Origin of the sequence: Streptomyces sp. NPDC006739 (assembly GCF_042869815.1) — a bacterium.
Lineage (GTDB): Bacteria > Actinomycetota > Actinomycetes > Streptomycetales > Streptomycetaceae > Streptomyces.
Genome location: NZ_JBIAGM010000044.1, coordinates 14,267 through 38,460 on the forward strand (window position 1 = coordinate 14,267; position 24,194 = coordinate 38,460).

Sequence of the window (24,194 nt, forward strand, 5' to 3'; positions counted from 1 at the left end):
GCCGGGCGCCATGACCCGTTGTCCCCGATTCGGAGTAATCCGACGCGAAGTCGTCGCCCTGTCGGGTGATCGTGGTTTGAGCACCTCCTGAGGTGAACCACCTCTGACCGGGCGGGCGAGAGCCCTCCGGACGGCGAAAGCAGGTACGGTTCATGGCGACTTTGTGCAGACCCTCGGTGTTGGTCCCCGAGCACGTGATCACGATGGAGGAGACACTGGAGCTGGCGCGCTCCCGGCACGCGGACCACCCGCAACTCCCCCTGGCCCTCAGGCTGATCGAGAACACGGGCGTACGCACCCGGCACATCGTTCAGCCGATCGAGGAGACCCTCAAGCACCCCGGCTTCGAGGAGCGCAACAAGCTCTACGAGGCCGAGGCCAAGGCCCGGGTCCCCGGGGTGATCCAGCGCGCGCTGGACGACGCGGAGCTGCTCACCACCGACATCGACGTGATCATCTACGTCTCGTGCACGGGCTTCATGATGCCCTCGCTCACGGCGTGGCTGATCAACGAGATGGACTTCGACACCTCCACCCGCCAGATCCCCATCGCCCAGCTGGGCTGTGCGGCCGGCGGAGCGGCGATCAACCGGGCCCACGACTTCTGCACGGCCTATCCGCGGGCCAACGCGCTGATCGTGGCATGCGAGTTCTGCTCGCTGTGCTACCAGCCGACCGACCTCGGCGTCGGCTCGCTGCTGTCCAACGGCCTCTTCGGTGACGGCATCGCCGCCGCCGTGGTCCGCGGCAGGGGCGGCACGGGCGTCGAACTCGAACGCAACGGCTCGTACCTGATCCCCAAGACCGAAGAGTGGATCATGTACGACGTCCGGGCCACCGGCTTCCACTTCCTGCTGGACAAGCGGGTGCCGGCGACCATGGAACCGCTCGCCCCCGCCCTGCAGGAACTGGCCGGCCACCACGGCTGGAACGCCTCCGACCTGGACTTCTACATCATCCACGCCGGCGGCCCCCGAATACTCGACGACCTGAGCAAGTTCCTCCAGGTCGACCCGCACGCCTTCCGGTTCAGCCGGGCCACGCTCACCGAGTACGGCAACATCGCCAGCGCCGTCGTCCTGGACGCGCTGCGCCGGCTGTTCGACGAGGGCGGCGCCGAGCACCGGGCGCGCGGGCTGCTCGCCGGGTTCGGCCCCGGCATCACCGCGGAGATGGCGCTGGGCCGCTGGCGCTGCGCGGACCACGAGACGGCGATGAGCACGGCATGACCGAAGAGACGATCACCGAGACCCTGCCCCCGGTCCGGCACTGGCCGGCGCTCGACCTGACCGGGACGGACTTCGACCCGGTGCTGACCGAGCTGATGCGCGAGGGCCCGGTCACCCGCGTCCAGCTGCCCAACGGCGAGGGCTGGGCCTGGCTGGTCACCCGGTACGACGATGTGCGCACGGTGACCAACGACCCCCGCTTCAGCCGCGAGGCGGTCATGGAGAAGCCGGTCACCCGGCTCGCCCCGCACTTCATCCCGGACCGGGGCGCGGTCGGCTTCCTCGACCCGCCCGACCACACCCGGCTGCGCCGCTCGGTGGCCGCGGCGTTCACCGCGAGGGGTGTGGAGCGGATCCGCGAGAAGTCCCGACGCATGCTGGACGAACTGGTCGACGAACTCCTCCAGGACGGCCCGCCCGCCGACCTCACGAGTGCGGTCCTCAGCCCCTTCCCCATCGCGGTGATCTGCGAGCTGATGGGCGTCCCGGCCGGCGACCGGCACGGCATGCACCTGTGGACCCAGCTGATCCTGTCCTCCTCGCACGGCAAGGACGTCAGCGAGAAGGCCAAAAGGGAGATGAGCGCGTACTTCGGCGACCTGATCGGGCTGCGGGAGGGCGGCACGGGCGAGGACGTCACCTCGCTGCTCGGCGCCGCCGTGGGCCGGGGCGAGGTCACCCTGGAGGAGGCCGTCGGGCTCGCCGTCCTCCTCCAGATCGGCGGCGAGGCGGTCACCAACAACAGCGGGCAGCTGTTCTACCTGCTGCTGACCCGGCCCGAGCTGGCCGAACGGCTGCGCGCGGAACCGGGGATCCGCCCCCAGGCCATCGACGAGCTGCTGCGCTACATCCCGCACCGCAACGCGGTGGGTCTGTCCCGGATCGCGCTGGAGGACGTGGAGATCCGGGGCGTACGGATCCGGGCGGGCGAGGCGGTCTACGTGTCGTACCTGGCCGCCAACCGCGACCCGGACGTCTTCCCCGACCCGGAGACGATCGACTTCGACCGCGCCCCCAACCCGCACGTGGCCTTCGGCTTCGGTCCGCACTACTGCCCCGGCGGGATGCTGGCCCGGCTGGAGTCGGAACTGCTGGTGGACACCCTGCTGGACCGGCTGCCGGACCTGCGCCTGGCCGTACCGCCGGACCAGGTGCCCTTCAGGAAGGGTGCGTTGATCCGCGGCCCCGAGGCCCTTCCGGTGACGTGGTGAGCGGCCGATGACGACGACCGAGGGGCTGCTGGTGCCGCCGGGTCACGGCCGGGTGGTCCAGACGCCCGCCCAGCGGGTGACGTTCAAGGTGACCGGCACCCATTCGCGAGCGGCCTCCACCTTCGAGGTGGAGGTCCCGCCCGGCTTCGACGTCGGCGCCCATGTGCACACCCGCAGCGAGGAGTTGTTCTACGTCCTGGAAGGCGAACTGGACGTCCTGGCCTTCGAGCCGCGGGTGCGCACCCCCGACAACTGGCAGCGCTGGGAGTCGAGTTCGGGCAACCGGGTGGTGCGTGCGACGCCGGGTACGGTCATCGTCGTACCGCCCGGCTGCCCGCACGCGTTCGCGAACCCGACGGACACGCCCGCGAGGATGTTCTTCCAGGCGTCCCCGCCCCCGGACCACGAGCGCTACTTCGAGGAGCTGCTGGAGATCCTGGGGAACGGGGGGCCGCCCGACCACGCGGCGATCGAGGAGCTGCGCCGCCGGTACGACATCGAGCAGCTGACGCCGCTGCGGCATGGTTAGGCCGGTCGTAGCGGCTGTCCCGGCGACGCCTCGGGCGTGCGGCTCCTAGCGGATGGGCATGCCCGAAAGCGTGCGGGCGATCACCAGGCGCTGGATCTCGCTCGTGCCCTCGAAGATCGTGTAGATGGCCGCGTCCCGGTGCATCCGCTCCACCGGATACTCCCGCGTGTAGCCGTTGCCGCCCAGGATCTGGATCGCCTGCCCGGTGACCTTCTTGGCGGTCTCGCTCGCGAACAGCTTGGACATCGACCCCTCGGCGGCGGTGAAGGGCCTGCCGTTGACCGCCATCCAGGAGGCGCGCCAGACCAGGAGGCGGGCCGCGTCGACGGCCGTGCGCATGTCGGCCAGCTGGAAGGCGACGCCCTGGTTGTCGATGATGGGGCGGCCGAACTGCTCGCGGGTCCTGGCGTAGTCGAGGGCGACCTCGTAGGCGGCCCGGGCGGTGCCCACCGCCATGGCGCCGACGGCCGGGCGGGACGCCTCGAACGTGGCCATCGCCGCGTTCTTGACCCGCTCGCCGCCGCCCGCCCTGGCCCGCTCCCGGGCCCGGGCGAGGCGCTCGTCCAGCTTCTCCTTGCCGCCGAGCAGGCAGGAGCCGGGGACGCGCACGCCGTCGAGGACGACCTCGGCGGTGTGCGAGGCGCGGATGCCGTGCTTCTTGAACTTCTGCCCCTGGGCGAGACCCGGCGTGCCCGGCGGGACGATGAAGGAGGCGTGGCCCTTGGAGCCCAGCTCCGGGTCGACCACGGCGACGACGACGTGGACGTTGGCGATGCCGCCGTTGGTCGCCCAGGTCTTGGTGCCGTTGAGCACCCACTCGTCCTTGGCCTCGTCGTAGACGGCCCGGGTGCGCATGGAGGCGACGTCGGAGCCGGCGTCGGGCTCGGAGGAGCAGAACGCGGCCACCTTGACGTCGTTGGTGTCGCCGTACATCTGGGGGATCCAGGTGCCGATCTGCTCCTCGGTGCCGTTGGCGAGAACGCCCACGGCGGCGAGCCCCGTGCCCACAATGGAGAGGGCGATGCCCGCGTCGCCCCAGAACAGCTCCTCCATGGCCATCGGTATGCCGAGGCCGGTGGGGTCGAAGTACTGCTGCGCGTAGAAGTCGAGGGAGTAGATGCCGACCTTCGCGGCCTCCTGGATGACCGGCCAGGGAGTCTCCTCACGCTCGTCCCATTCGGCGGCCGCGGGGCGGATGACGTCGGCGGCGAAGCCGTGCAGCCAGTCCCGGACCTCCTTCTGTTCGTCGTTGAGCTCCATGGTGAACTCGGCCATGTCCCCTCCAGCGCGGCAGTGCGTGTTACTAGCGGTAACACCAGTCTGTTACCGGTCGGTAGGAAAAGTCAACTCACGAGGATCTTCCGGCCACCTCTCGGCATCCCGTTCGATGTCAGGGGCACAGTCAGTGTTAGTTTGCGCAGGCGTCACCGAATCAGCACGGGTGGGGAGAGCAGATGGACACCACGCAGCGGACCGATCAACAGCGGTCCGCCGACCGCCGCCGGCGCGAGCTGCTGGAGGCCGCCGACCGGGTGGTGCTCCGCGACGGCCCACAGGCCTCGATGAACGCCATCGCCGCGGAGGCCGGCATCACCAAGCCGATCCTCTACCGCCACTTCGGCGACAAGGGCGGTCTCTACGCCGCTTTGGCCACGCGGCACACGGACGCGTTGCTCGACTCGCTGCGGGCCGCGCTGGACGCTCCGGCGGACCGGCGCGAGCGGGTGGAGGCCACGCTGGACACCTACCTCGCCGCGATCGAGGCGCGACCCCAGGTGTACCGGTTCCTGATGCATCCGGCGGAGGCCGCGCAGGGCGGCGACCAGGGCTTCGACGTGGGCAAGCACAGCGCTCCGCTGCTTCGGCGGATGGGCGAGGAGCTGGCACAGGTCATCGAGGACCGGCTGGACCTCGGGCCGGGCAGCCAGCAGCTGGCCCGGGTGTGGGGGCACGGGATCGTCGGGATGATGCACGCCGCCGGGGACTGGTGGCTGGGGGAACGGCCTTGTTCCCGGGCGGAGTTGGTGCGCAGCCTGGCCGACCTGCTGTGGGGCCGCCTGGCGGCGGCCGGGGACAGGATGGGCGGCCCGGGGTTCTGACCGCCGGACCGCTCCGCGGGCGGGTGCCCTCACCGGCGCCACGGAGCCCGGGACACCTGCCGCATCAGCCGGCGTCTGCGCAGGCCCGTGAGGTGGTCCGCGTACACCCTGCCCTCCAGGTGATCGCACTCGTGCTGCAGACAGCGGGCGAAGAAACCCGTGCCGTGGACGGTGACCGGCTCCCCCGTCACCGTGAAGCCCTCCACCACCGCGTGGTCGTAGCGCTCCGTCCCCGCCTCCAGGCCCGGCAGCGACAGACAGCCCTCCGGGCCGCGCAGCACCAGGCCGTCGGCCTCCACCAGGCGGGGGTTCACCACATGGCCGAGATGACGGACGTCCTCGTCGTCGGGGCAGTCGTAGACGAACACCCGTACCGGCTCGCCGATCTGGTTCGCGGCCAGGCCCACGCCCCGGGCCGCGTACATCGTCGCGAACAGGTCCTCCACGAGGTCGGCGAGGCCGGGGCCGAACCCGGTGACCTCCTCGCAGGGCGCGTGCAGCGCCGGGTCGCCGAGCAGGGTGAGGGGCCGGACCCGCCCATGGGTGCCCGGGATGGAGCCGTGTCGCATGCCCGTAAGGGTACGGTTCCCTCGGCCCCCCGCTCGCCGCGCAGGCGTGGGCCGGGATTCGGGTGTGCGAATGGATCTCGATAGGCTGAGGTCCACACCACGTTGCCGGATGGCTCAGGCGCGGCGCGTACGCAAGGAGGATCGAGATCTGATGGCAGGCAACTCGGACCCGCTCACGCCGCGGGCCAAGCTGGCCGTGACCGCGGGCAAGGCGGTCGCGGCGGCGTCCCGTGCCGCGGGACGCGGCAGCGGATCCGTGATCGGTGGCCGGGTCGCGCTCAGACTCGACCCCGACCTTCTGGCCCGGCTCGCCCAGAGCCTGGACGTCGTCCTGGTCTCCGCGACCAACGGCAAGACCACCACCACCCGGCTGATCGCGGAGGCGCTGCGCGCCGCCGGCCCGGTGGTGTCCAACGCGCTCGGCGCGAACATGCCGGCCGGTATCACCTCGGCCCTCGCGGGCGGTTCGGACGCGAAGTTCGGTGTGATCGAGGTCGACGAGAAGTACCTGGCCGGAGTGGCCCGGGACACCGCCCCGAAGTGCATCGCCCTGCTCAACCTCTCCCGTGACCAGCTCGACCGTGCCGCCGAGACGCGGATGCTCGCCGAGAACTGGCGCGAGGGCCTGGCCGGTTCGAAGGCCGTCGTCGTCGCCAACTGCGACGACCCGCTGGTGGTGTGGGCCGCCTCCTCCTCCCCCAACGTGGTCTGGGTGGCGGCCGGACAGATGTGGAAGGACGACGCCTGGTCCTGCCCGTCCTGCGGCGGTGTGATGCGGCGTCCCGGCGACGACTGGTTCTGCGGCGAGTGCGGCTTCCGCCGGCCGACGCCGAGCTGGGCCCTGTCCGGCGACCACGTCCTCGACCCGCACGGCTCCGCCTGGCCGATCCACCTCCAGCTGCCGGGCCGCGCGAACAAGGCCAACGCGGCCAGCTCCGCCGCCGTCGCGGCCGTCTTCGGGGTGCCGCCGCAGGTCGCCCTCGAGCGGATGTACCAGGTGCAGGCCGTCGCGGGCCGGTACGACGTGGTGCAGTTCCAGGGCCGCGACCTGCGTCTGCTGCTGGCGAAGAACCCGGCCGGCTGGCTGGAGACCTTCTCGCTGATCGACCCGCCGCCCACCCCGGTGATCCTCTCGGTGAACGCCCGGGGCGCCGACGGCACCGACACCTCCTGGCTGTGGGACGTCGACTACACCCGGCTGACCGGCCACCCGATCTTCGTCGTCGGCGACCGGAAGCTGGACCTCGCGGTGCGGCTGGAGGTCGCGGGTCAGCACTTCCAGGTCTGCGAGAACCTCGACCAGGCCGTCCAGGCGGCGCCGCCTGGCCGGATCGAGGTCATCGCGAACTACACCGCGTTCCAGGACCTGCGCCGCCGCGTCGGCAACTGACCACGAAGGACGATCACGTGATGAGTGACAACCAACTGCGGCTGGTGTGGATCTACCCGGATCTGCTGAGCACCTACGGCGACCAGGGCAACGCGCTCGTCGTGGAGCGCCGGGCCCGGCAGCGCGGCCTGGACGTGGCGCGGCTCGACGTGCGCAGCGACCAGCCGATCCCGACCTCCGGGGACATCTACCTGATCGGCGGCGGCGAGGACCGCCCGCAGCGGCTGGCCGCCGAGCGGCTGCGCCGTGACGGGGGGCTGCACCGGGCGGTGGAGAACGGCGCGATCGTGTTCTCCGTGTGCGCCGGCTACCAGATCCTCGGCCACGAGTTCATCAACGACCTCGGCCAGCGCGAGCCGGGCCTCGGTCTGCTCGACGTGGTGTCGGTGCGCGGCGAGGGCGAGCGCTGCGTCGGCGACGTCCTCGGGGACATCGACCCGCGCCTGGGCCTGCCCCCGCTGACCGGCTTCGAGAACCACCAGGGCGTCACCCACCTCGGCCCCACGGCGCGTCCCTTCGCCCAGGTCCGCCTCGGCAAGGGCAACGGCACCGGGGACGGCACGGAGGGCGCGTACAACGACACCGTCTTCGGTACGTACATGCACGGGCCGGTGCTGGCGCGCAACCCGCTCATCGCCGACCTGCTGCTGAAGCTGGCGCTCGACGTGAACGCGCTGCCGCCGATCGACGACCGCTGGTACGAGGCCCTCCGCAACGAGCGCATCGCGGCTGCGCAGCAGCCTGCGTAGGTACAGCTGCGCAGCAGCCTGCGTAGGTACAGCTGCGCAGCAGCCTGCGTAGGCGGTTGTCTCCAGAGACGGTGAAGGCGCCTTCGAGTGCCTTCCGGCAGGTTGGTTCCAGGGCCCGCGTGACGGCTCGTCCGCTCACATGTGCGGGCGCGTCCAGCAGGCGGACGCCCGCTACGGAGCCACCCCCACACGCCGGTAGGGTGGCCGGGATCCAGCCGGACAACGTGGTCCGGTCCCCGGCCCACGTTGAGAAGGTATTCGGGCTATGCGCATTGGTGTCCTCACGTCCGGCGGCGACTGCCCCGGCCTGAACGCCGTCATCCGGTCCGTCGTGCACCGTGCCGTCGCCGACCACGGCGACGAGGTCATCGGTTTCCGGGACGGCTGGAAGGGCCTCCTGGAGTGCGACTATCTGAAGCTCGACCTCGACGCCGTGGGCGGCATCCTGGCCCGCGGCGGCACGATCCTCGGCTCCTCCCGCGTCCAGCCCTCGCATCTGCGTGACGGCGTGGCGCGGGCCAAGGGCCATGTCGAGGAACTCGGTCTGGACGCGATCATCCCCATCGGCGGTGAGGGCACGCTCAAGGCGGCCCGGCTGATGTCCGACAGCGGTCTGCCGGTCGTCGGCGTGCCGAAGACCATCGACAACGACATCGCGGTCACGGACGTCACCTTCGGCTTCGACACGGCCGTCGGGGTCGCCACCGAGGCGTTGGACCGGCTGAAGACCACCGCCGAGTCCCACCAGCGGGTGCTGGTCGTGGAGGTCATGGGCCGCCACACCGGCTGGATCGCGCTGCACTCGGGCATGGCGGCCGGCGCCCACGCCATCGTCGTTCCCGAACGCCCCTTCGACATCGAGGAGTTGGCGCGCAAGGTCGGCGAGCGGTTCGCGGCGGGCAAGCGGTTCGCGATCGTGGTGGCGGCCGAGGGCGCCAAGCCGAAGGCCGGCTCCATGGAGTTCGACGAGGGCGGCAAGGACGTCTACGGCCACGAGCGGTTCGCCGGGATCGCCCGGCAGCTCTCCGTCGAGCTGGAGCACCGGCTCGGCAAGGAGGCGCGTCCGGTCATCCTCGGGCATGTGCAGCGCGGCGGCACGCCGACCGCCTACGACCGGGTGCTGGCGACGCGGTTCGGGTGGCACGCGGTGGAGGCCGCGCACCGAGGCGAGTTCGGGCAGATGACGGCGCTGCGCGGCACGGACATCGTGATGGTGCCGCTGGCTCAGGCCGTGGAGACGCTGAAGACCGTGCCGCAGGAGCGGTACGAGGAAGCGGAGTGCGTGCTGTAGGCCGCCCGCGCGCCGAAGCCGCCCCCGGTCACCGCGGTGACCGGGGGCGGTTCTACTCTGGGGGCGGACAGAAACCGTACAACCCCCACGAATCAGGAGCCGGCGGATGGATCACAGCGGGCACGGCATGACCATGGATCTGCCGCCGTTCACGCTGGGGCGGGGTCTTCACTGGTCGGCGGACCCGTTCTTCCTCGTCGCCTGCCTGCTGGGGCTCGGCCTGTACGGCTGGGGTGTGGTGCGGCTGCGGCGGCGCGGTGACGCGTGGCCGGCCGGCCGTACGGTGTCGTACGTGGTCGGGGTGCTGACCATCGCGCTGATGATGTGCACGCGGCTGAACGACTACGGCATGGTCATGTTCAGCGTGCACATGGTGCAGCACATGGTGATCAGCATGCTGTCGCCGATCCTGATCCTGCTGGGCGCCCCGGTCACGCTGGCACTGCGGGCGCTGCCGGCCGCGGGCAGGGGCCGCAGGGGGCCGCGTGAGCTGCTGCTGGCGCTGCTGCACAGCCGCTACATGCGGATCATCACGCACCCGGCGTTCACGATCCCGCTGTTCATCGCGAGCCTGTACGCGCTGTACTTCACGCCGATCTTCGACTACCTGATGGGGTCGAAGACCGGGCACGTGGCGATGATGGTGCACTTCCTCGCGGTGGGCGTGGTGTTCTTCTGGCCGATCATCGGCGTCGACCCGGGTCCGCACCGGCCGGGGTACCTGATGCGGATGCTGGAGCTGTTCGCGGGCATGCCGTTCCACGCGTTCTTCGGTATCGCGCTGATGATGGCGTCCTCGCCGATGGTGGGGACCTTCAAGAACCCGCCCGCCTCGCTCGGCGTCGACGCGCTGTCCGACCAGAACGCGGCCGGCGGGATCGCCTGGGCGTTCAGCGAGATCCCGTCCGTGCTGGTGCTGATCGCCCTGCTGTTCCAGTGGTACCGCTCCGAGCAGCGCCAAGCCCGGCGCACGGACCGGGCCGCCGACCGGGACGGGGACCAGGAGCTGGCGGCGTACAACGCCTATCTGGCCTCCCTGAACACACGCGAGGGCTGAGGTCGCGGCAGGTCCGCGGTATCCCCTTCGGACCGGGTTCCGGGCACCATGGTGGGGACGGACCATGAGGAGGGTGTCGCGATGCCCGGTTCCACGAACGGCTCGACCAAGGCCATGGGGGCGATGACCGTCGGCGGACTCGTCGTCGTGACCGCCTACACGGTCGCGCTCGGCAGCAACGGCTGGCTGTGGTTCGGATGGGTGGTGCTGGGGCTGCTCACGCTGGCCATGATCGTCACCCAGTCGTAGGGCTACAGTGCCCGCATGACCTCGTTCGACGACCTGGACCGGAAGATCATCACGGCGCTGATGGCGAACGCCCGGACCAGCTTCGCGGAGATCGGCGCGGCGATCGGCCTGTCGGCGACCGCGGTGAAGCGGCGCGCGGACCGACTGCGCGAGACCGGTGTGATCACCGGGTTCACGGCGACGGTGAAGCCGTCCGCGCTGGGCTGGCGCACGGAGGCGTACGTCGAGGTGTACTGCGAGGGCGCGGCCCCGCCGCGGCGCCTGGCGGAGGTGGTGCGCAACCATCCGGAGATCACGGCGGCGATGACGGTGACCGGGGGCGCGGACGCGCTGCTGCACGTGCGGGCGCGGGACGTGGAGCACTTCGAGGAGGTGCTGGAGCGGATCCGCGCGGAGCCGTTCATCCGGAAGACGATCAGCGTGATGGTGCTGTCCCACCTCCTCCCGGAAAGCCCGGAAGCGGGCGCGACCCACGCGGCGCCGCAATAAACCTCGACACGTGCAGCACTCCTGCGTTTCCCTGGACGACAACGCAGCGATGCTGCGCACACACGCAGCCTTTTGTCCTTGTCGAGCGCATCCGTCGCTTCCTACCGTGGTGTCAACCCTCAGTAGACACCGCACGAAAGCGGAGGAACACCTCTGTGGCCGACAGCCGTGTGCCGCGCTCCCGGCGCTTCCTCGTCTGTGAACCCAGACATTTCGCAGTGCAGTACGCGATCAATCCCTGGATGCATCCCGACACCCATGTCGACCTCGACCTGGCCCAGGACCAGTGGCAGTCGCTGATCCGCGCCTACCGCTCCCACGGCCACTCGGTCGACGCGGTCGAGCCGGTCCCCGGCCTGCCCGACATGGTCTTCGCCGCGAACTCGGCGTTCGTCGTCGACGGCCGCGTCTTCGGTTCCCTCTTCCACGCGCCCGAGCGGCGCCCCGAGTCCCTCCACTACGACACCTGGTTCAAGACGGCGGGCTACGACGTCCATCACCCGAAGGCGGTGGCCGAGGGCGAGGGCGACCTGGTGTGGACGGGCCGGTACGTGCTGGCCGGCACCGGTTTCCGCACCACCCGCGAGGCGCATCGTGAGGCGCAGGAGTTCCTCGGGCATCCGGTGATCAGCCTGACGCTGGTGGATCCGTACTTCTACCACCTCGACACGGCGCTGTTCGTTCTCGACGAGGGCAACATCGTCTACTATCCGGAGGCGTTCTCGCAGGGCAGCCGCGAGGTGCTCGCGCGCCTGTACCCGGACGCGGTGCTCGCCACCCGCGAGGACGCGATGGCGTTCGGCCTGAACTCCGTCTCCGACGGACGCCATGTCTTCATCGCGCCCCGGGCCGAGGCCCTCGCCTCCCGCCTCGCCGACCACGGCTACGTCCCCGTCCCCGTCGACCTGTCGGAGTTCCACAAGGCCGGCGGTGGCATCAAGTGCTGCACCCAGGAGATCCGCTGATGACGGCACCCGCCCGTGTATCCCACCGCACCCGTACCTCCGCCGAGCTGATCCGCGCGGAGGAGCCGGTCCTCGCGCACAACTACCACCCGCTGCCCGTGGTGGTGGCCCGCGCCGAGGGTTCCTGGGTGGAGGACGTGGAGGGCCGCCGCTACCTCGACATGCTGGCCGGTTACTCGGCCCTGAACTTCGGCCACCGGCACCCGGCGCTGGTCGACGCCGCGCACCGCCAGCTGGACCGGCTGACCCTCACCTCGCGCGCCTTCCACAACGACCGGCTCGCCGAGTTCGCCGAGCGCCTCGCGGAGCTGACCGGCCTGGACATGGTGCTGCCGATGAACACCGGCGCGGAGGCGGTGGAGAGCGGCATCAAGGTGGCCCGCAAGTGGGCGTACGACGTGAAGGGCGTCCCGGCCGACCGGGCCACGATCGTGGTCGCCGCGGACAACTTCCACGGCCGTACGACGACGATCGTCAGCTTCTCCACGGACGAGACGGCCCGCGCCGGCTTCGGCCCCTTCACCCCGGGCTTCCGGATCGTTCCGTACAACGACCTGGCCGCGTTGGAGGAGGCGGTCGACGAGACGACGGCGGCCGTGCTGCTCGAGCCGATCCAGGGCGAGGCGGGCGTGGTCGTCCCGGACGACGGCTATCTGCGCGGTGTCCGTGAGCTGACCCGCCGCGCGGGCTGCCTGTTCGTCGCGGACGAGATCCAGTCGGGTCTGGGCCGTACGGGCCGTACGCTCGCCGTCGAGCACGAGGACGTCGTCCCGGACGTGCTGCTGCTGGGCAAGGCGCTGGGCGGCGGCATCGTGCCGGTGTCGGCGGTGGTGGCCCGACGGGAGGTGCTGGGGGTGCTGGGACCGGGCGAGCACGGCTCGACGTTCGGCGGCAACCCCCTCGCGGCGGCGGTCGGCACCGCGGTGGTGGAGCTGCTGGAGACGGGCGAGTACCAGCGCCGGGCGGCCGAGCTGGGCGTGATCCTGCGCGGCTCGCTGGCCGCGCTGGCCGGCCGGGGCGTGGTCGGTTTCCGTTCGCGCGGCCTTTGGGCGGGCGTGGACGTCGACCCGGCCATCGGCACCGGGCGCGAGGTCAGCGAGCGGCTCATGCGGGAGGGGATCCTGGTCAAGGACACCCACGGCTCCACGATCCGGCTGGCGCCGCCGCTGACCATCACCGCCGAGGAACTGCGCCACGCGCTCGGCGCGCTGGAGAAGGTACTGACCTCGGGAAGCTGAAGCCGGCGGGTCCGGGAGCGCCCGACGACCCCCGCGGGGTGACGGGACGCTCCCAGTCCGAAGGCCGGACGGTCAGGACGTGGTGAACGCCTCTCCCACCATGCCCGCCGTGAGGGTGCTGCCGTCCTCCGGATCGATGAGGATGAAGGAGCCGGTGAGGCGGCACGCGGCGTAGGTGTCGAGCGGGAGGGGCTCGGTCGTGCGCAGGACGACGGCGCCGATGTCGTTGACGGTGAGTTCGGCGGGATCGGGCTCCTGTGCCAGGCCTTCGCTGAGGTCGATCCGGTGGGGCAGTCGCCGTACGAGCGCCCGGACGGTGTGGGAGCCGTGTTTGAGCAGCACCCGGTCGCCCTCCCGCAGGGGGCGTTCGTGCAGGTGGCATACGGTGGCCCGGATGTCCTGGGTGGTGGCGGGTGCTCCGGCGGTCGGTGCGATGAGGTCGCCGCGGCAGATGTCGAGATCGTCGGCGAGCAGGACGGTGACCGACTGCGGCGCCGAGGCCTGGGCGACGCTCGTGCCGAGGGCGTCGATGCCGGTGACGGTGCTGGTCAGGCCGGAGGGCAGCACGGTGACCGGGTCGCCGACGCGCAGCACACCGGAGGCGATCCGCCCGGCGTAGCCGCGGTAGTCGGGGTGCCGCGCGGTCCGCGGGCGGATGACGTACTGCACGGGGAAGCGGGCCGGGGCGTCGGCCGGGGCGGCGTGGCCGGCCGGCACGGTCTCCAGGTGCCGCAGGACGGTCGGGCCCTCGTACCAGTCCATGTTGGCGGACGGTTCCACCACGTTGTCACCGGCGAGCGCCGAGATCGGGATCGCGGTGACCTCCGGGACGCCCAGCTCGGTCGTGTACACCGTGAACTCCTCGGCGATCGCGGCGAACACCTTCTCGTCGTACCCGACGAGGTCCATCTTGTTGACCGCGAGGACGACGTGCGGAACGCGCAGCAGGGCTGCGATGGCGGCGTGCCGGCGGGTCTGCTCGACCACGCCGTTGCGGGCGTCGACGAGGACGACCGTCAGCTCGGCGGTCGAGGCGCCGGTGACCATGTTGCGGGTGTACTGCACATGCCCCGGGGTGTCGGCCAGGATGAACCGCCGTACCGGTGTGGCGAAGTAGCGGTAGGCGACGTCGATGGTGATGCCCTGCTCGCGTTCGGCGCGCAGGCCGTCGGTGAGCAGCGCCAGGTCCGGGTCCTTGAGCCCGCGCTGCCGGGAGGCGTGCTCGACCGCCTCCAACTGGTCGGCCAGGACCGATTTGGAGTCGTGCAGCAGCCGTCCGACCAGCGTGGATTTGCCGTCGTCCACGGAGCCGGCGGTGGCGAGGCGCAGCAGGGTGGCCGGCGGCGCCGCGGGTGCGGTGGCAGTGGCGGTGGCGGTGGCGGTCATCAGAAGTACCCCTCGCGCTTGCGGTCTTCCATCGCGGCCTCGGACAGGTGGTCGTCGGCGCGCGTGGCCCCTCGTTCGGTGATCCTGCTGGCGCTGATCTCCGCGATGATCTCCTCGACGGTGCGGGCCTCCGAGTCCACGGCACCGGTGCACGACATGTCGCCGACGGTGCGGTAGCGCACGAGCCGCTTCCCGGCACTCTCGCCGTCCTTCGGGCCGCCCCACGCGCCGGCGGTCAGCCACATGCCGGAACGCCGGAACACCTCGCGCTCGTGGGCGTAGTAGATCCTCGGCAGGTCGATGCCTTCCCGCGCGATGTACTGCCACACGTCCAGCTCGGTCCAGTTGGACAGCGGGAACACACGGACGTGTTCGCCGGGGGTGTGCCGGCCGTTGTAGAGCTGCCACAGCTCGGGGCGCTGGCGGCGGGGGTCCCAGGCGCCGAACTCGTCGCGCAGGCTGAACACCCGTTCCTTGGCACGGGCCTTCTCCTCGTCGCGCCGCCCGCCGCCGAAGACCGCGTCGTGGCGGCCCGCCGCGATCGCGTCGAGCAGCGGCACGGTCTGCAGCGGGTTGCGGGTGCCGTCCGGGCGTTCGCGCAGCCGGCCGTCGGCGAGGTAGTCCGGCACGCTCGCCACGTCCAGCCGCAGCCCGTGCTCGGCCACCGTACGGTCCCGGTACTCGAGGACTTCGGGGAAATTGTGGCCGGTGTCGACGTGCAGCAGGCCGAAGGGGACCGCGGCGGGCGTGAACGCCTTGCGGGCCAGGTGGAGCATGACGGCGGAGTCCTTGCCGCCGGAGAACAGCATCACCGGCCGCTCGAACTCCCCCACCGCCTCCCGCAGGATGTGCACCGCCTCGGACTCGAGTGTGTCCAGGTGCGACAGCCTGCCGTACGGGCGGAGCGCTCCGGTCCGCTCGGGAGCCATCGTCATGCCAGTCCCCTTTCGCGCAGCAACGCGTGCACCGCCGCGGCGCAGTCCTCGACGCCCCGGTCGTGCGTGTCGATCCGCAGGTCCGGTGCCCGTGGCGGTTCGTAGGGGTCGTCCACCCCCGTCAGTCCGGTCAGTTCACCCGCGGCCTGCCGGGCGTACAGGCCCTTCACGTCCCGGGCCGAGCAGACCTCCACCGGGGTGGCGACGTGCACCTCCAGGTAGGGGGTGCCGGTCCGCCCGTGGTGGTCGCGGACGGCCCGCCGGCTGTCGGCGTACGGCGCGATGACCGGGACGACGGCCTTGACCCCGTGGGAGGCGAGCAACTCGGCGACGAAGCCGACGCGTCGCACATGGGTGTCCCGGTCCTCGCGCCCGAAGCCCAGCCCGGCGGAGAGGAACGTGCGGATCTCGTCGCCGTCGAGCACCTCCACCCGGTGGCCCGCGCCGCGCAGCCGCTCCGCGAGCGCGTGGGCGAGGGTGGTCTTGCCGGCGCTCGGCAGTCCGGTGAGCCACACCGTGCCGCCCCGCGCCGTCACACCCCTCTCGTCCATCGCGTCCGTCGCGTCCGCCCCGTCCGTCGCCTGCCGTGTGACCGGCTCGGCGCTGCGGCCGTACGTCACTCGCCGCGCACCTCCCCGGCCCGCACCGCGCGGTCGCCGGCGAGTACGGCGGTGCCCTCCGGGGAGCCGTAGTACTCGGCGTACCGGCGGAGGGCGGGGGCGTCGACGGGCGGCCAGTCGAGTCCGGCGCGCGCCGCCAGGGCCATCGCGTTGGTGCTCGAGAAGGCCGCGGGGTCGTCGCGGAAGAGCGCCGCCAGCGTCTCCTTGACGAGCACCTCGTCGGCGGCGCCGGCGGCCGGTTCCGGGATCAGCGCGAGGACGCCGGCGAGTGTGTGGTCGGCGGGTTCCTCGACGGCCATGCGGCGCACGGTCTCCCAGAAGGTCCGGTACGGCACCTGACGCAGCGGGAACTCCTCGCGGAAGACCGCCATCAGCTCGTCCAGGCTCACGGCCCGGGGCAGGACGGTGTGGAACCAGCCGCGTTCGCCGCCCGCGACGGCCGCCACCACCAGGGCGCTGACGTAGTCCACGGGTGTGTAGTCGGTGACGATCGGGCTGGGGAACCACAGGCCGGCCCGCAGACAGGCCCTGACCAGCAGGTCGGGCAGGCCGTAACGGCTCGGGACGCCGTGCCGGGAGTGCGGCATGACCTCGCCGAAGCGGTGGACGGCCGCGGGCACGCCCCGCTCGGCGGCCTGGGCGACCAGCCGCTCGGCGACCCACTTCGACAGGGTGTAGCCGTCGGACGGCGGCCGTTCGTCGCCCACCGGTCCCTCCAGGCCGCGCCGGGCGCCGGGAGCGGCCGTCTGGAACACGCCGAGCGTGGAGATGAAGTGGACGGCTTTGATCCGCTCGGTGGTGGCCAGCCGCAGGATCTCGACGGTGCCGTGGACGTTGGTGTCGCGGTGCGCCCGGTAGCTGCGGGCGAGGTTGACCATGGCGCCGTTGTGGACGACGGTGTCGACCTGCCCGGCCAGTCGCTGGTACGCCGTCTCGTCCAGGCCCAGCCGGGGCCGGCCGAGGTCGCCGGGGACGGCGGTGATCCGGTCGGCGAACCGCTCGTCCCACAGCCGGTACCGGGTCAGGTTGGCGACGACGCGCCGGCGGGCGGTGTTCTCGTCCGCGGCGCGGACCAGGCAGTGCACCGTCACCGGCGTCCGCGTCAGCAGGTCGTGCAGCAGCTGCCCGCCGATGAACCCCGTCGCGCCGGTGAGCAGCACGCTCTTCGGACCGTCGGGCCCGGCGTGGGCCTCACGACGGTCCTGGGGCACACGGATGTCCTCGGGCAGCACGCCGTCCGCGTCGAACGGTTCGTGCGGCGGGGCGGCCGTGGCCAAGTCGCCGGTCTCGGCCTCGGCGGCGCCGTCGAGATGGCCGGCGAGTCCGGCGAGCGTCGGATGCTCGAACACGTCCCGCACCGAGACGCGGCGCCGGAGCCGCTCGGTGAGCAGGACGGCGAGCCGCTGTGCGGCGAGCGAGTCGCCGCCGAGGTCGAAGAAGTCGTCGTCCGGTGCGACCGTCCGCGCCGGCAGCAGCTCGCGCCATACGGCGAGCACCGCGGCGCTGGTGCCACCCAGTCCGGCCGGCTCGGCGGCCGGGGCCGACTCGCCCGCCATCCGGGCGAGTCGCCTGCGGTCGGCCTTGCCGTTGGGGGTGAGCGGCATCGTGTCGAGGAGGACGAAGCGCCGTGGCACCAGAGGGCCCGGCAGCGTCGTGCGGGCGTGGTCGCGCAGGGCCTCGGCGGCCACGGGCGGTGCGCCGTCGGTCTCGTCGGGGCGGACGGTCACGAAGGCGACCAGGGAGCGGTTGCCCTGGTTGTCGTGCACCACGACCTTGGCCTCGCGCACCCGTGGGTGGCTGAGCAGCCCGGCCTCGACCTCGGACAGCTCGATGCGTACACCGCCGATCTTGACCTGCTGGTCGCGGCGGCCGGCGAACTGCAGCAGCCCGTCCGCGCGCCGGTGGCCGAGGTCGCCGGTGCGGTAGAGGCGGGTGCCGGGGATCTCCGGGAAGGGGTTGCCGACGAAGGCGACGGCGGTCTTCCGGACGTCTTTCAGATAGCCGAGGCCCAGGCATTCTCCGCCGATGCAGATCTCCCCGGTCTCACCGGGCGCGACGGGTTCCATCCGCTCGTCGACGATCACGGCGTAGGTGTTGTCGATCGGAAGGCCGATGGGCATCGGGTCGTGGTCCTCGTCGGTCACCACGTGGAAGACGGAGCCGATCGACGCCTCGGTCGGGCCGTAGGTGTTGACGATCGCGACGCCGGGCAGCAGCGACCGGAAGGTCTGCACGCTGTCCGCCGTCATCTCCTCTCCGCCGATCAGCAGCCGACGCAGCGAGCGCAGCCGCTCGGCGGACTCGGGCTGCACCCGCAGCAGTTCCACCAGCGTGTTGAAGATCGACGGCACGAAGTCGGTGGTGGTCACGCCGTGCCGGTCGATCACGTCGAGGGTGGCGGTCAGGTCCAGGATCCCGGAGCGTTCGGGGATGACGACCCGGCTCCCGGTGGTGAGCGGCCACAGCAACTGCCACAGCGAGGAGTCGAACTGGTGCCGGCTGTTCTGGAGCACGACCTCGTCGGAACGGTCGCTGAGGCGGCGGCTCATGTAGGCGAAGCGGTTGAGCAGGCCGCGGTGGATGTTGAGCGCGCACTTCGGCACGCCGGTCGACCCGGACGTGTAGAACCCGTACACGAGGTCGTCGAGGCCGGCCCGGACCGCCGACGGGGGCGCCGGCAGCTCCCGCAGCGTGGTGACGTCGGCGTGCACCGAGGGGATGGTCACCGGGAGGGGGCGGCCGGTGCCGGAGCGCACCACCACCTTGGCGTCGAGGGTCTCGATCATCCGCGCGACCCGGTCGGCGGGCGCCGTGTCGTCGATCGGCACGAAGGGCGCCGCGAGCTTCATCGCCGCGATCATGGCGACGGGCAGCTCCAGTCCGCCGTCCACCGCGAGGGGGACGAAGTCCCCCCGCCCGACGCCGAATCGGCTCAGCCGCAGCGCCAGGTCGTTGGCGCGCAGGTCGAGTCCGCGGTACGAGAGTGTGAGGTCGCCGTAGGTGACGGCGGGGGCGTCGGGCCGGGTCCGTGCCCGGTCCTGGAACAGTTCGAGCACGGTCCGGTCCATGGGGTAGGCGACAGCGCGCCCCGCAATTCCCTGCAGCTGAGCCCGCGACGCGCTATCCAAAGTTCAACGCCCCCTCGACGATCGACTTCCGGAATGTCGACTCACGGTATTTCGTGGACCTCTCCACCAGGTACCGTCCAGCGATTACCGAACAGGTAACCATGACGCTTACTCGAATACTTATGGACATCCGGAATGCTTGACTGCACAGAATGATTGACCGCCACTTTTCCACTGGGGGTTGGGCTGCATTATGGAACTGAATGACCTGAAAGATCAGCGGGTGGGCCTCCTCGTCTCCGGTGGGCTTTCGTCCACCACCGTGGCGGCCCAGCTGACGGAAATGGGCGTGGACACCGTCTGCTATGTCGCGGACATCGGCCAGCGGACGCCGATGCCGGCCGGGGAACTCACCGCGCTGCTCGCCCGGACGGGGCTGAAGGCCCAGACGGTGGACCTGCGCAGCGACATGGCCGACATGGCGCTGGACCTGGTGACGTACCAGGCGCGCTACGAGGGCGGCTACTGGAACACCACCGGCGCCTCCCGCGCGGTCCTCGTCGCCGGCCTGGCCGAGGCGCTACGCGCCGACGAACGCACCGTACTCGCCCACGGCTGTGTCGGCGGAGGCAACGACCAGGCGCGCTTCGCCCGTTACGGCGCCGCGTTCCTCCCCTCGGTGCCGGTGTTCACGCCGTGGACCACGCCGTGGATGCTGGAGCGCTTCCCGGACCGCGGCGCCATGTCCGCCTACCTCGCGGCGGCGGGCTACCCCGAGCGTCTGACCGACTGGGTGACGTACTCGGTGGACGGCAGCATGGCGGGCTTCTCGCACGAGAGCGACGCCCTCGAGTCGCTGAGCACGCCCCCGACAGGCCTGCGGCCCCTGCTGACGCGCTGGCCGCGCGAGGCGGCCGACACCGCCGAGACACTCACCGTGCGCTTCGAGCGGGGCAGGCCCGTCGAGATCGACGGCCGGCCGGTGTCCCCGCTCGACGCCGTGCGGAGCGCGAATGCCGCCGGCGGCCGCCACGGGTTGTCGATGCGGACCGTCGTGGAGAACCGGGTCAACGGCACCAAGTGCCGTGGCGTGTACGAGGCCCCGGGCCTGGACCTGCTCAGTCACTGCCTGACCGCGCTCTACCAGGTCGGTCTCGACAAGCCCGCGACCGGGCTGCTGAAGAGCCTGTCCGCGGCGCTCGGCGTGGCCGTGTACGAGGGCCGCTTCCACGACACGTACGGGAGGGCGGCCGCCGCGGCGGCCGACACCCTCGCGGCGGGCGTCAGCGGCACCGTGGAGGTCGAGCTGTACAAGGGGAACATGACGATCCAGCGGCTCACCGACCTGCCCGACAGGCCCGGTACGGCACGCCAGACCCGTTTCACGGGCGGCGGCCACCACTGGCAGCTGGAGCCGGTGGGCGCCCGGGCCTGAACCGGGAGGAGGGCCGGCCCACGCGATGCGGGCCGGCCCTTCGCACGTCCGCGGGACGCGTTCCTACTGCGACCACTCCGTGGGCGTCCGGTCCCAGCGGTGCCGCCGCAGCTCGGCCAGCAGGTCGTCCGGCAACGGCTCGGCGCCGCTGACCCCCAGGTTGGCCCGGACGTGCAGGACGCTGCGCATGCCGGGGATCACGGTGGCGACCGCGGGATGGCGCAGGATGAACCGGAGGGCCAGCTCGGGCAAGGTCGTGCCGTCCGGCACCACCTCCTTCAGCCGCTCCGCCCGCTCCACGCTCGCGTGCAGGTTCTCCGGCACGAAGTACGAGGTGCGCCAGTCGCCCTCGGGCCAGGTCGACTCGTGCGTGAGGGTGCCGGTGAGCGTGCCCTCGTCGAACGGCACCCGGCAGATCACCGCGATGTCCCGCTCCTGGCAGGCGGCGAACAGCTCGTCCTCCGGCGCCTGGTCGAAGATGTTGTAGATGACCTGCACGGCGTCGATCAGCCCGGTGTCCAGGGTCTTGAGGACGTTCCAGGGCTCCCAGCGGTTGACGCTGATGCCGACGCCCCGGACGAGCCCCTCGTCCTTCAGCCGCCGGATCGGCTCCTGCCAGCGCTCGTCATCGGCCCAGGAGTCCTCCCAGACATGGAACTGGAGCAGGTCGATCGATTCCGTGCCCAGGTTCTCCAGACTCTTGTGGGCGTACTCCAGGATGTGGTCCTCCGGAAAGACGTCGGAGAGTTTCGACTCCCGCGTCGAGGGCCAGTTCCGGTCCTTCGGAGGAATCTTCGACGCCACGTAGAGCCGTTTCTCCGCGTGCCCCCGCAGCAGCTCTCCGAGCATTTCCTCGCTATGTCCACGACCGTAGATCCAGGCGGTGTCGTAGAAATTACAGCCGAGCCGCACGCTCTCCTGCAGGGACTCGTTCCCCGTGACGTCGTCCGCGCCCGTCCAGCCGCCCTCCCCGCCGGCGATCCCCCACATTCCATAGCCGACCTCACTCACCTGCCAGCCGAGCCTGCCAAAACGTCGATACCGCACAGCCGATCGCCTTTCGTTTCGCTCAGGATCCGAGAACGGATTTCACCCCGATGATGCCCTCGAACACCAATTGCTTCTGCACGAGCTGGGGCGAGGAGAAGCCCGCCTCCGACAACAGGCGCATGTTCTCCTCGGTGGTGAACGGTTCGAGCACCGACCTGAGGCTGCGCGACTTGCCGAGGATCTCCTCCGCCGTGAAGCCCTGGTTCTGCTTGTACTCCTCGTAGCACTGGTTGAACATGTCCTGCATCCGTGCCTCGGGCGACCGGGCCTTCTCGAAGAGGATCAGCGCGCCGCCCGGCAGCATCTCCGTGCAGATCCGCTTGATCAGCGCCGGACGCTTCCAGGTCGGCACGAACTGCAGCGTGTAGTACATGATCACCAGACTGCAGTCGCTGTAGTCCACCCGGAGGGCGTCGCCGAGCTCGATGTTCACATTGGGCAGCCCCATGCAGCGCTGGCGTGCCTGCGCCACCATCTCCGGCACGATGTCGATGCCCAGGAACTTCGCGTCCGCCTCCCGGTGCCGCGCCGCCAGTTTGGCGGTCAGCGCCGCGGTCGAGCAGCCGATCTCGGCGACCCGGCTGCCCGGGGTGATGAAGAAGTCGGACAGCTGCGCGATGATCTCGTGTCCGGCCTCGTACCCCGGGATGCTCCGGGACACGTGCTCGTCGAAGTGATCGGCCGTGTTCCCGGAAAAGCTCCACCGCGGGGACTTCAGCTCGATGTTGTCCCCGACCTCGGGGACGTCGGCCAGCTGTGTGGTCAGTTCGATGTCCGCCAGCTCCTGTACAGCTTCGCTCTCCGCCATGGCCACGGCCTTTGCCTTCCCTCGTACGGTTGTGTCGGTTGTCGCTCCCCCGGGCGTCGGCGCGTCCCACCGCGCCGCCCTTCAACCCGGCTGCGGCACTGAACTCTTGACGTCGCCCGTCAGGGCGGTGAGCGCCCGCGCGAACAGCTCCGCCAGTCGCGCGCCCCCGGCCGGGCATGTCTCGGCCGGGTCCACCCTCACGCTCAGCTCCACGCCCGCCCCGTTCTGCAGCCGGTTGACCTCGACCAGCACGGGGAAGTTGGTGCGGTCCTCGTACCGCCAGTCGTCCACCGCGACGTGCCGCAGCCCGTCCAGTTCCTCGGAGGCGTGGAAGTCGGTGTAGTTGAACATGACGGCGAACGGCGCCCGCCCGAAGGCACGCTGGATGCGCGCCAACGGATAGGCACGGAACGGCAGATGGGAGCGCTCCGCGTCGAACACGGCGCGCACCAGGTCGGCCCAGGTGCCCGCGGCGAGCCCGATCCGCACCGGGATCACGTTCAGGAACAGGCCGAGCAGCAGGTCACCGCCCTCCGTCTCCGGGCGGCCGTTGGCGCACAGACCGCTCACCACGTCGGTCACGCCCCGCCAGGTGCCCAGCGCCCACAGATGGGCCGCCAGGTAGACGCTCTTGACCGGCACCCCCAGCTCGTCCGCCACTCGGCGGGCGCCGGCGACGAGTTCCTCCGGAAGCGTCACCAGCGTCGCCGGGTCCGCACCGGGCTCACGGCCGGGTTCCGGGACGGACAGCGGCTCGGAACCCGCGAGCAGGTCCTGCCAGAACCTCTCTGCCGCCCCCGACTCCCGCAGCCGCCGCTCGGCTGCCACGAACTCCCGGTATCCGGTCCGCGGCATCGGCTCCAGAGCCCTGCCGCCGGGACCGAGTTGGTTGTCGTACTCCAACAGCAGTTCGGTGGTGAACCGGGCGAAACTCCAGCCGTCGAGCAGCACATGATGCACCGACAGCGACAGCTGGAACGTCTCGGCCGACCAACGCATCACATGGGCCCGCAGCAGCGGCGGGGCGTCGACCTCGAAAGCGGTGGCCGACTCCCGGTCCCACCAGGCGTCCACCAGCTGCTCCCGCTCTCGCTCGCCGCTCACCCCCAGCGCCTCCTCGACCTCCAGCGGGACGGTGGCGGTGCGGTGCACCAGCTGCATCGGTTCGTCGAACTCGGCCAGGTCGAACGAGGTGCGCAGGATCTCGTGCCGTGCGCACAGCACGTCCAGTGCCCGGCGCAGCGCCGCCTCGTCCCACACCGCCTCGACCCGCACGCTGGTGAGGTCGTGATACAGCCGCGGATCGTCGCTCAGCTCTACGTGGTAGAGGATGCCGAGCTGCAGGTCGGCGAGCGGAAAGGCCGCCTCGACGCCGTCCGGCACCAGGGCCGGATCGAGCCCGGAAAGCACGTCCGCCGGTGCGTCGCCCTCGGCCGGCGCCCCTGCCACGGACTCCTCGACGTCACCGATCTCCGATGCCAGCTCGCCGATCGTCGGATGCAGGAACAGCTGCTCCACGCTGAACGGCAACCCTGCCGTGCGTGCCGCCGCGATCAGCCGCAACGCGGTGATCGAGTCCCCACCGAGGGCGAAGTAGTTGTCGCCGGAGCCGATCCGCTGCTCGGGCAGGCCCAGCACCGACGCCCACACCGCCCGCAGCGCCCGCTCGACCGGAGAACCGCCGCCCAGTGGCTTCACGTCCGCTGTCTCGGCCGGCAGCTGTGGCGCGGGCAGGCGTGTGGGGTCGAGTTTTCCGTTGGGGGTGGTGGGGAGTGTGGGGAGGGGGGTGATGGTGGTGGGGATCATGTGGGTGGGGAGGTGGGTGGT

General features: G+C 71.1%; 22 protein-coding genes. 13 read left to right on the plus strand and 9 right to left on the minus strand.

The window, feature by feature from the left end; genetic code table 11:
* The first annotated feature begins 152 nt into the window (after positions 1-152).
* From ACFYMM_RS41430 to ACFYMM_RS41440, 3 genes are read left to right on the plus strand one after another with little or no spacing between them, the layout of a single operon-like run.
* Positions 153-1,229 (plus strand): type III polyketide synthase, encoded by a 1,077-nt coding sequence (locus ACFYMM_RS41430; protein ID WP_388397311.1) that lies wholly within the window; start codon positions 153-155, stop codon positions 1,227-1,229.
* A complete protein-coding gene (locus ACFYMM_RS41435; protein WP_388397314.1) occupies positions 1,226-2,440 on the plus strand; it encodes a cytochrome P450 in 1,215 nt (404 codons plus the stop codon). Before ACFYMM_RS41430 ends, ACFYMM_RS41435 begins: the two co-directional genes overlap by 4 nt.
* 7 nt (positions 2,441-2,447) lie before the next feature.
* The gene (locus ACFYMM_RS41440) at positions 2,448-2,969 is read left to right on the plus strand and encodes a cupin domain-containing protein (RefSeq protein ID WP_388397317.1); all 522 of its coding nucleotides are present in this window, start codon (positions 2,448-2,450) and stop codon (positions 2,967-2,969) included.
* A 45-nt stretch (positions 2,970-3,014) separates the two neighbouring features.
* On the opposite strand, the gene ACFYMM_RS41445 is transcribed toward ACFYMM_RS41440, so the two are convergent.
* Positions 3,015-4,244, minus strand: coding sequence for an acyl-CoA dehydrogenase family protein (locus ACFYMM_RS41445; RefSeq protein ID WP_388397319.1), 1,230 nt, complete (start codon positions 4,242-4,244; stop codon positions 3,015-3,017).
* 179 nt (positions 4,245-4,423) lie between these two features.
* Between ACFYMM_RS41445 and ACFYMM_RS41450 the strand changes: the two genes are divergently transcribed.
* A complete protein-coding gene (locus ACFYMM_RS41450; RefSeq protein WP_388397322.1) occupies positions 4,424-5,068 on the plus strand; it encodes a TetR family transcriptional regulator in 645 nt (214 codons plus the stop codon).
* Positions 5,069-5,097: 29 nt separating this feature from the next.
* Here ACFYMM_RS41450 and def read toward each other — a convergent pair whose 3' ends face one another.
* Positions 5,098-5,637 (minus strand): peptide deformylase, encoded by a 540-nt coding sequence (gene def, locus ACFYMM_RS41455; RefSeq protein WP_388397325.1) that lies wholly within the window; start codon positions 5,635-5,637, stop codon positions 5,098-5,100.
* 151 nt (positions 5,638-5,788) lie between these two features.
* Here def and ACFYMM_RS41460 point away from each other — a divergent pair, with 151 nt between their 5' ends.
* From ACFYMM_RS41460 to rocD, 8 genes are all read left to right on the plus strand, one after another.
* Positions 5,789-7,027: a MurT ligase domain-containing protein gene (locus ACFYMM_RS41460; protein WP_388397328.1), complete on the plus strand. Its 1,239-nt coding sequence runs from the start codon at positions 5,789-5,791 to the stop codon at positions 7,025-7,027.
* A 20-nt stretch (positions 7,028-7,047) separates the two neighbouring features.
* Positions 7,048-7,776 (plus strand): type 1 glutamine amidotransferase, encoded by a 729-nt coding sequence (locus tag ACFYMM_RS41465; protein ID WP_388397331.1) that lies wholly within the window; start codon positions 7,048-7,050, stop codon positions 7,774-7,776.
* Positions 7,777-8,041: 265 nt separating this feature from the next.
* Positions 8,042-9,067, plus strand: coding sequence for a 6-phosphofructokinase (locus ACFYMM_RS41470; protein WP_388397333.1), 1,026 nt, complete (start codon positions 8,042-8,044; stop codon positions 9,065-9,067).
* Between the two features lie 106 nt (positions 9,068-9,173).
* Positions 9,174-10,124 carry a cytochrome c oxidase assembly protein gene (locus ACFYMM_RS41475; protein ID WP_388397335.1) on the plus strand — a complete coding sequence of 317 codons (951 nt, stop codon included), beginning with the start codon at positions 9,174-9,176 and terminating at the stop codon, positions 10,122-10,124.
* A gap of 81 nt (positions 10,125-10,205) precedes the next feature.
* Positions 10,206-10,373: a hypothetical protein gene (locus tag ACFYMM_RS41480; protein ID WP_199209637.1), complete on the plus strand. Its 168-nt coding sequence runs from the start codon at positions 10,206-10,208 to the stop codon at positions 10,371-10,373.
* A 15-nt stretch (positions 10,374-10,388) separates the two neighbouring features.
* The gene (locus tag ACFYMM_RS41485) at positions 10,389-10,862 is read left to right on the plus strand and encodes an Lrp/AsnC family transcriptional regulator (RefSeq protein ID WP_388397338.1); all 474 of its coding nucleotides are present in this window, start codon (positions 10,389-10,391) and stop codon (positions 10,860-10,862) included.
* Positions 10,863-11,017: 155 nt separating this feature from the next.
* Entirely contained in the window at positions 11,018-11,827 is an 810-nt protein-coding gene (ddaH, locus tag ACFYMM_RS41490) for a dimethylargininase (RefSeq protein WP_388397341.1), read from the plus strand.
* Positions 11,827-13,065 (plus strand): ornithine--oxo-acid transaminase, encoded by a 1,239-nt coding sequence (rocD, locus tag ACFYMM_RS41495; RefSeq protein WP_388397344.1) that lies wholly within the window; start codon positions 11,827-11,829, stop codon positions 13,063-13,065. Before ddaH ends, rocD begins: the two co-directional genes overlap by 1 nt.
* 72 nt (positions 13,066-13,137) lie before the next feature.
* Here the strand turns inward: rocD and ACFYMM_RS41500 are convergent, their stop codons facing one another.
* From ACFYMM_RS41500 to ACFYMM_RS41515, 4 genes are all read right to left on the minus strand, one after another.
* Positions 13,138-14,451, minus strand: a complete 1,314-nt coding sequence (locus ACFYMM_RS41500; RefSeq protein ID WP_388397346.1) for a sulfate adenylyltransferase subunit 1 — start codon at positions 14,449-14,451, stop codon at positions 13,138-13,140.
* Positions 14,451-15,386 carry a sulfate adenylyltransferase subunit CysD gene (gene cysD / locus ACFYMM_RS41505; protein ID WP_388397348.1) on the minus strand — a complete coding sequence of 312 codons (936 nt, stop codon included), beginning with the start codon at positions 15,384-15,386 and terminating at the stop codon, positions 14,451-14,453. Before cysD ends, ACFYMM_RS41500 begins: the two co-directional genes overlap by 1 nt.
* Positions 15,383-15,937, minus strand: a complete 555-nt coding sequence (cysC, locus tag ACFYMM_RS41510) for an adenylyl-sulfate kinase (RefSeq protein WP_388397365.1) — start codon at positions 15,935-15,937, stop codon at positions 15,383-15,385. Before cysC ends, cysD begins: the two co-directional genes overlap by 4 nt.
* Positions 15,938-16,002: 65 nt before the next feature.
* On the minus strand, positions 16,003-19,074 hold the full coding sequence (locus tag ACFYMM_RS41515; protein WP_388397350.1) for an amino acid adenylation domain-containing protein: 3,072 nt from the start codon (positions 19,072-19,074) through the stop codon (positions 16,003-16,005).
* Between the two features lie 253 nt (positions 19,075-19,327).
* On the opposite strand from ACFYMM_RS41515, the gene ACFYMM_RS41520 reads away from it, so the two are divergent.
* Entirely contained in the window at positions 19,328-20,509 is a 1,182-nt protein-coding gene (locus tag ACFYMM_RS41520; RefSeq protein WP_388397353.1) for an argininosuccinate synthase domain-containing protein, read from the plus strand.
* A gap of 63 nt (positions 20,510-20,572) precedes the next feature.
* On the opposite strand, the gene ACFYMM_RS41525 is transcribed toward ACFYMM_RS41520, so the two are convergent.
* The 3 genes from ACFYMM_RS41525 to ACFYMM_RS41535 all read right to left on the minus strand — a co-directional run.
* Positions 20,573-21,520 carry an aldo/keto reductase gene (locus tag ACFYMM_RS41525; protein ID WP_388397355.1) on the minus strand — a complete coding sequence of 316 codons (948 nt, stop codon included), beginning with the start codon at positions 21,518-21,520 and terminating at the stop codon, positions 20,573-20,575.
* Between the two features lie 58 nt (positions 21,521-21,578).
* Positions 21,579-22,367 carry a methyltransferase domain-containing protein gene (locus ACFYMM_RS41530; RefSeq protein WP_388397357.1) on the minus strand — a complete coding sequence of 263 codons (789 nt, stop codon included), beginning with the start codon at positions 22,365-22,367 and terminating at the stop codon, positions 21,579-21,581.
* An 81-nt stretch (positions 22,368-22,448) separates the two neighbouring features.
* Positions 22,449-24,194, minus strand: a 1,746-nt coding sequence (locus ACFYMM_RS41535; protein ID WP_388397360.1) for a condensation domain-containing protein, incomplete at its 5' end; no start/stop codon positions are given.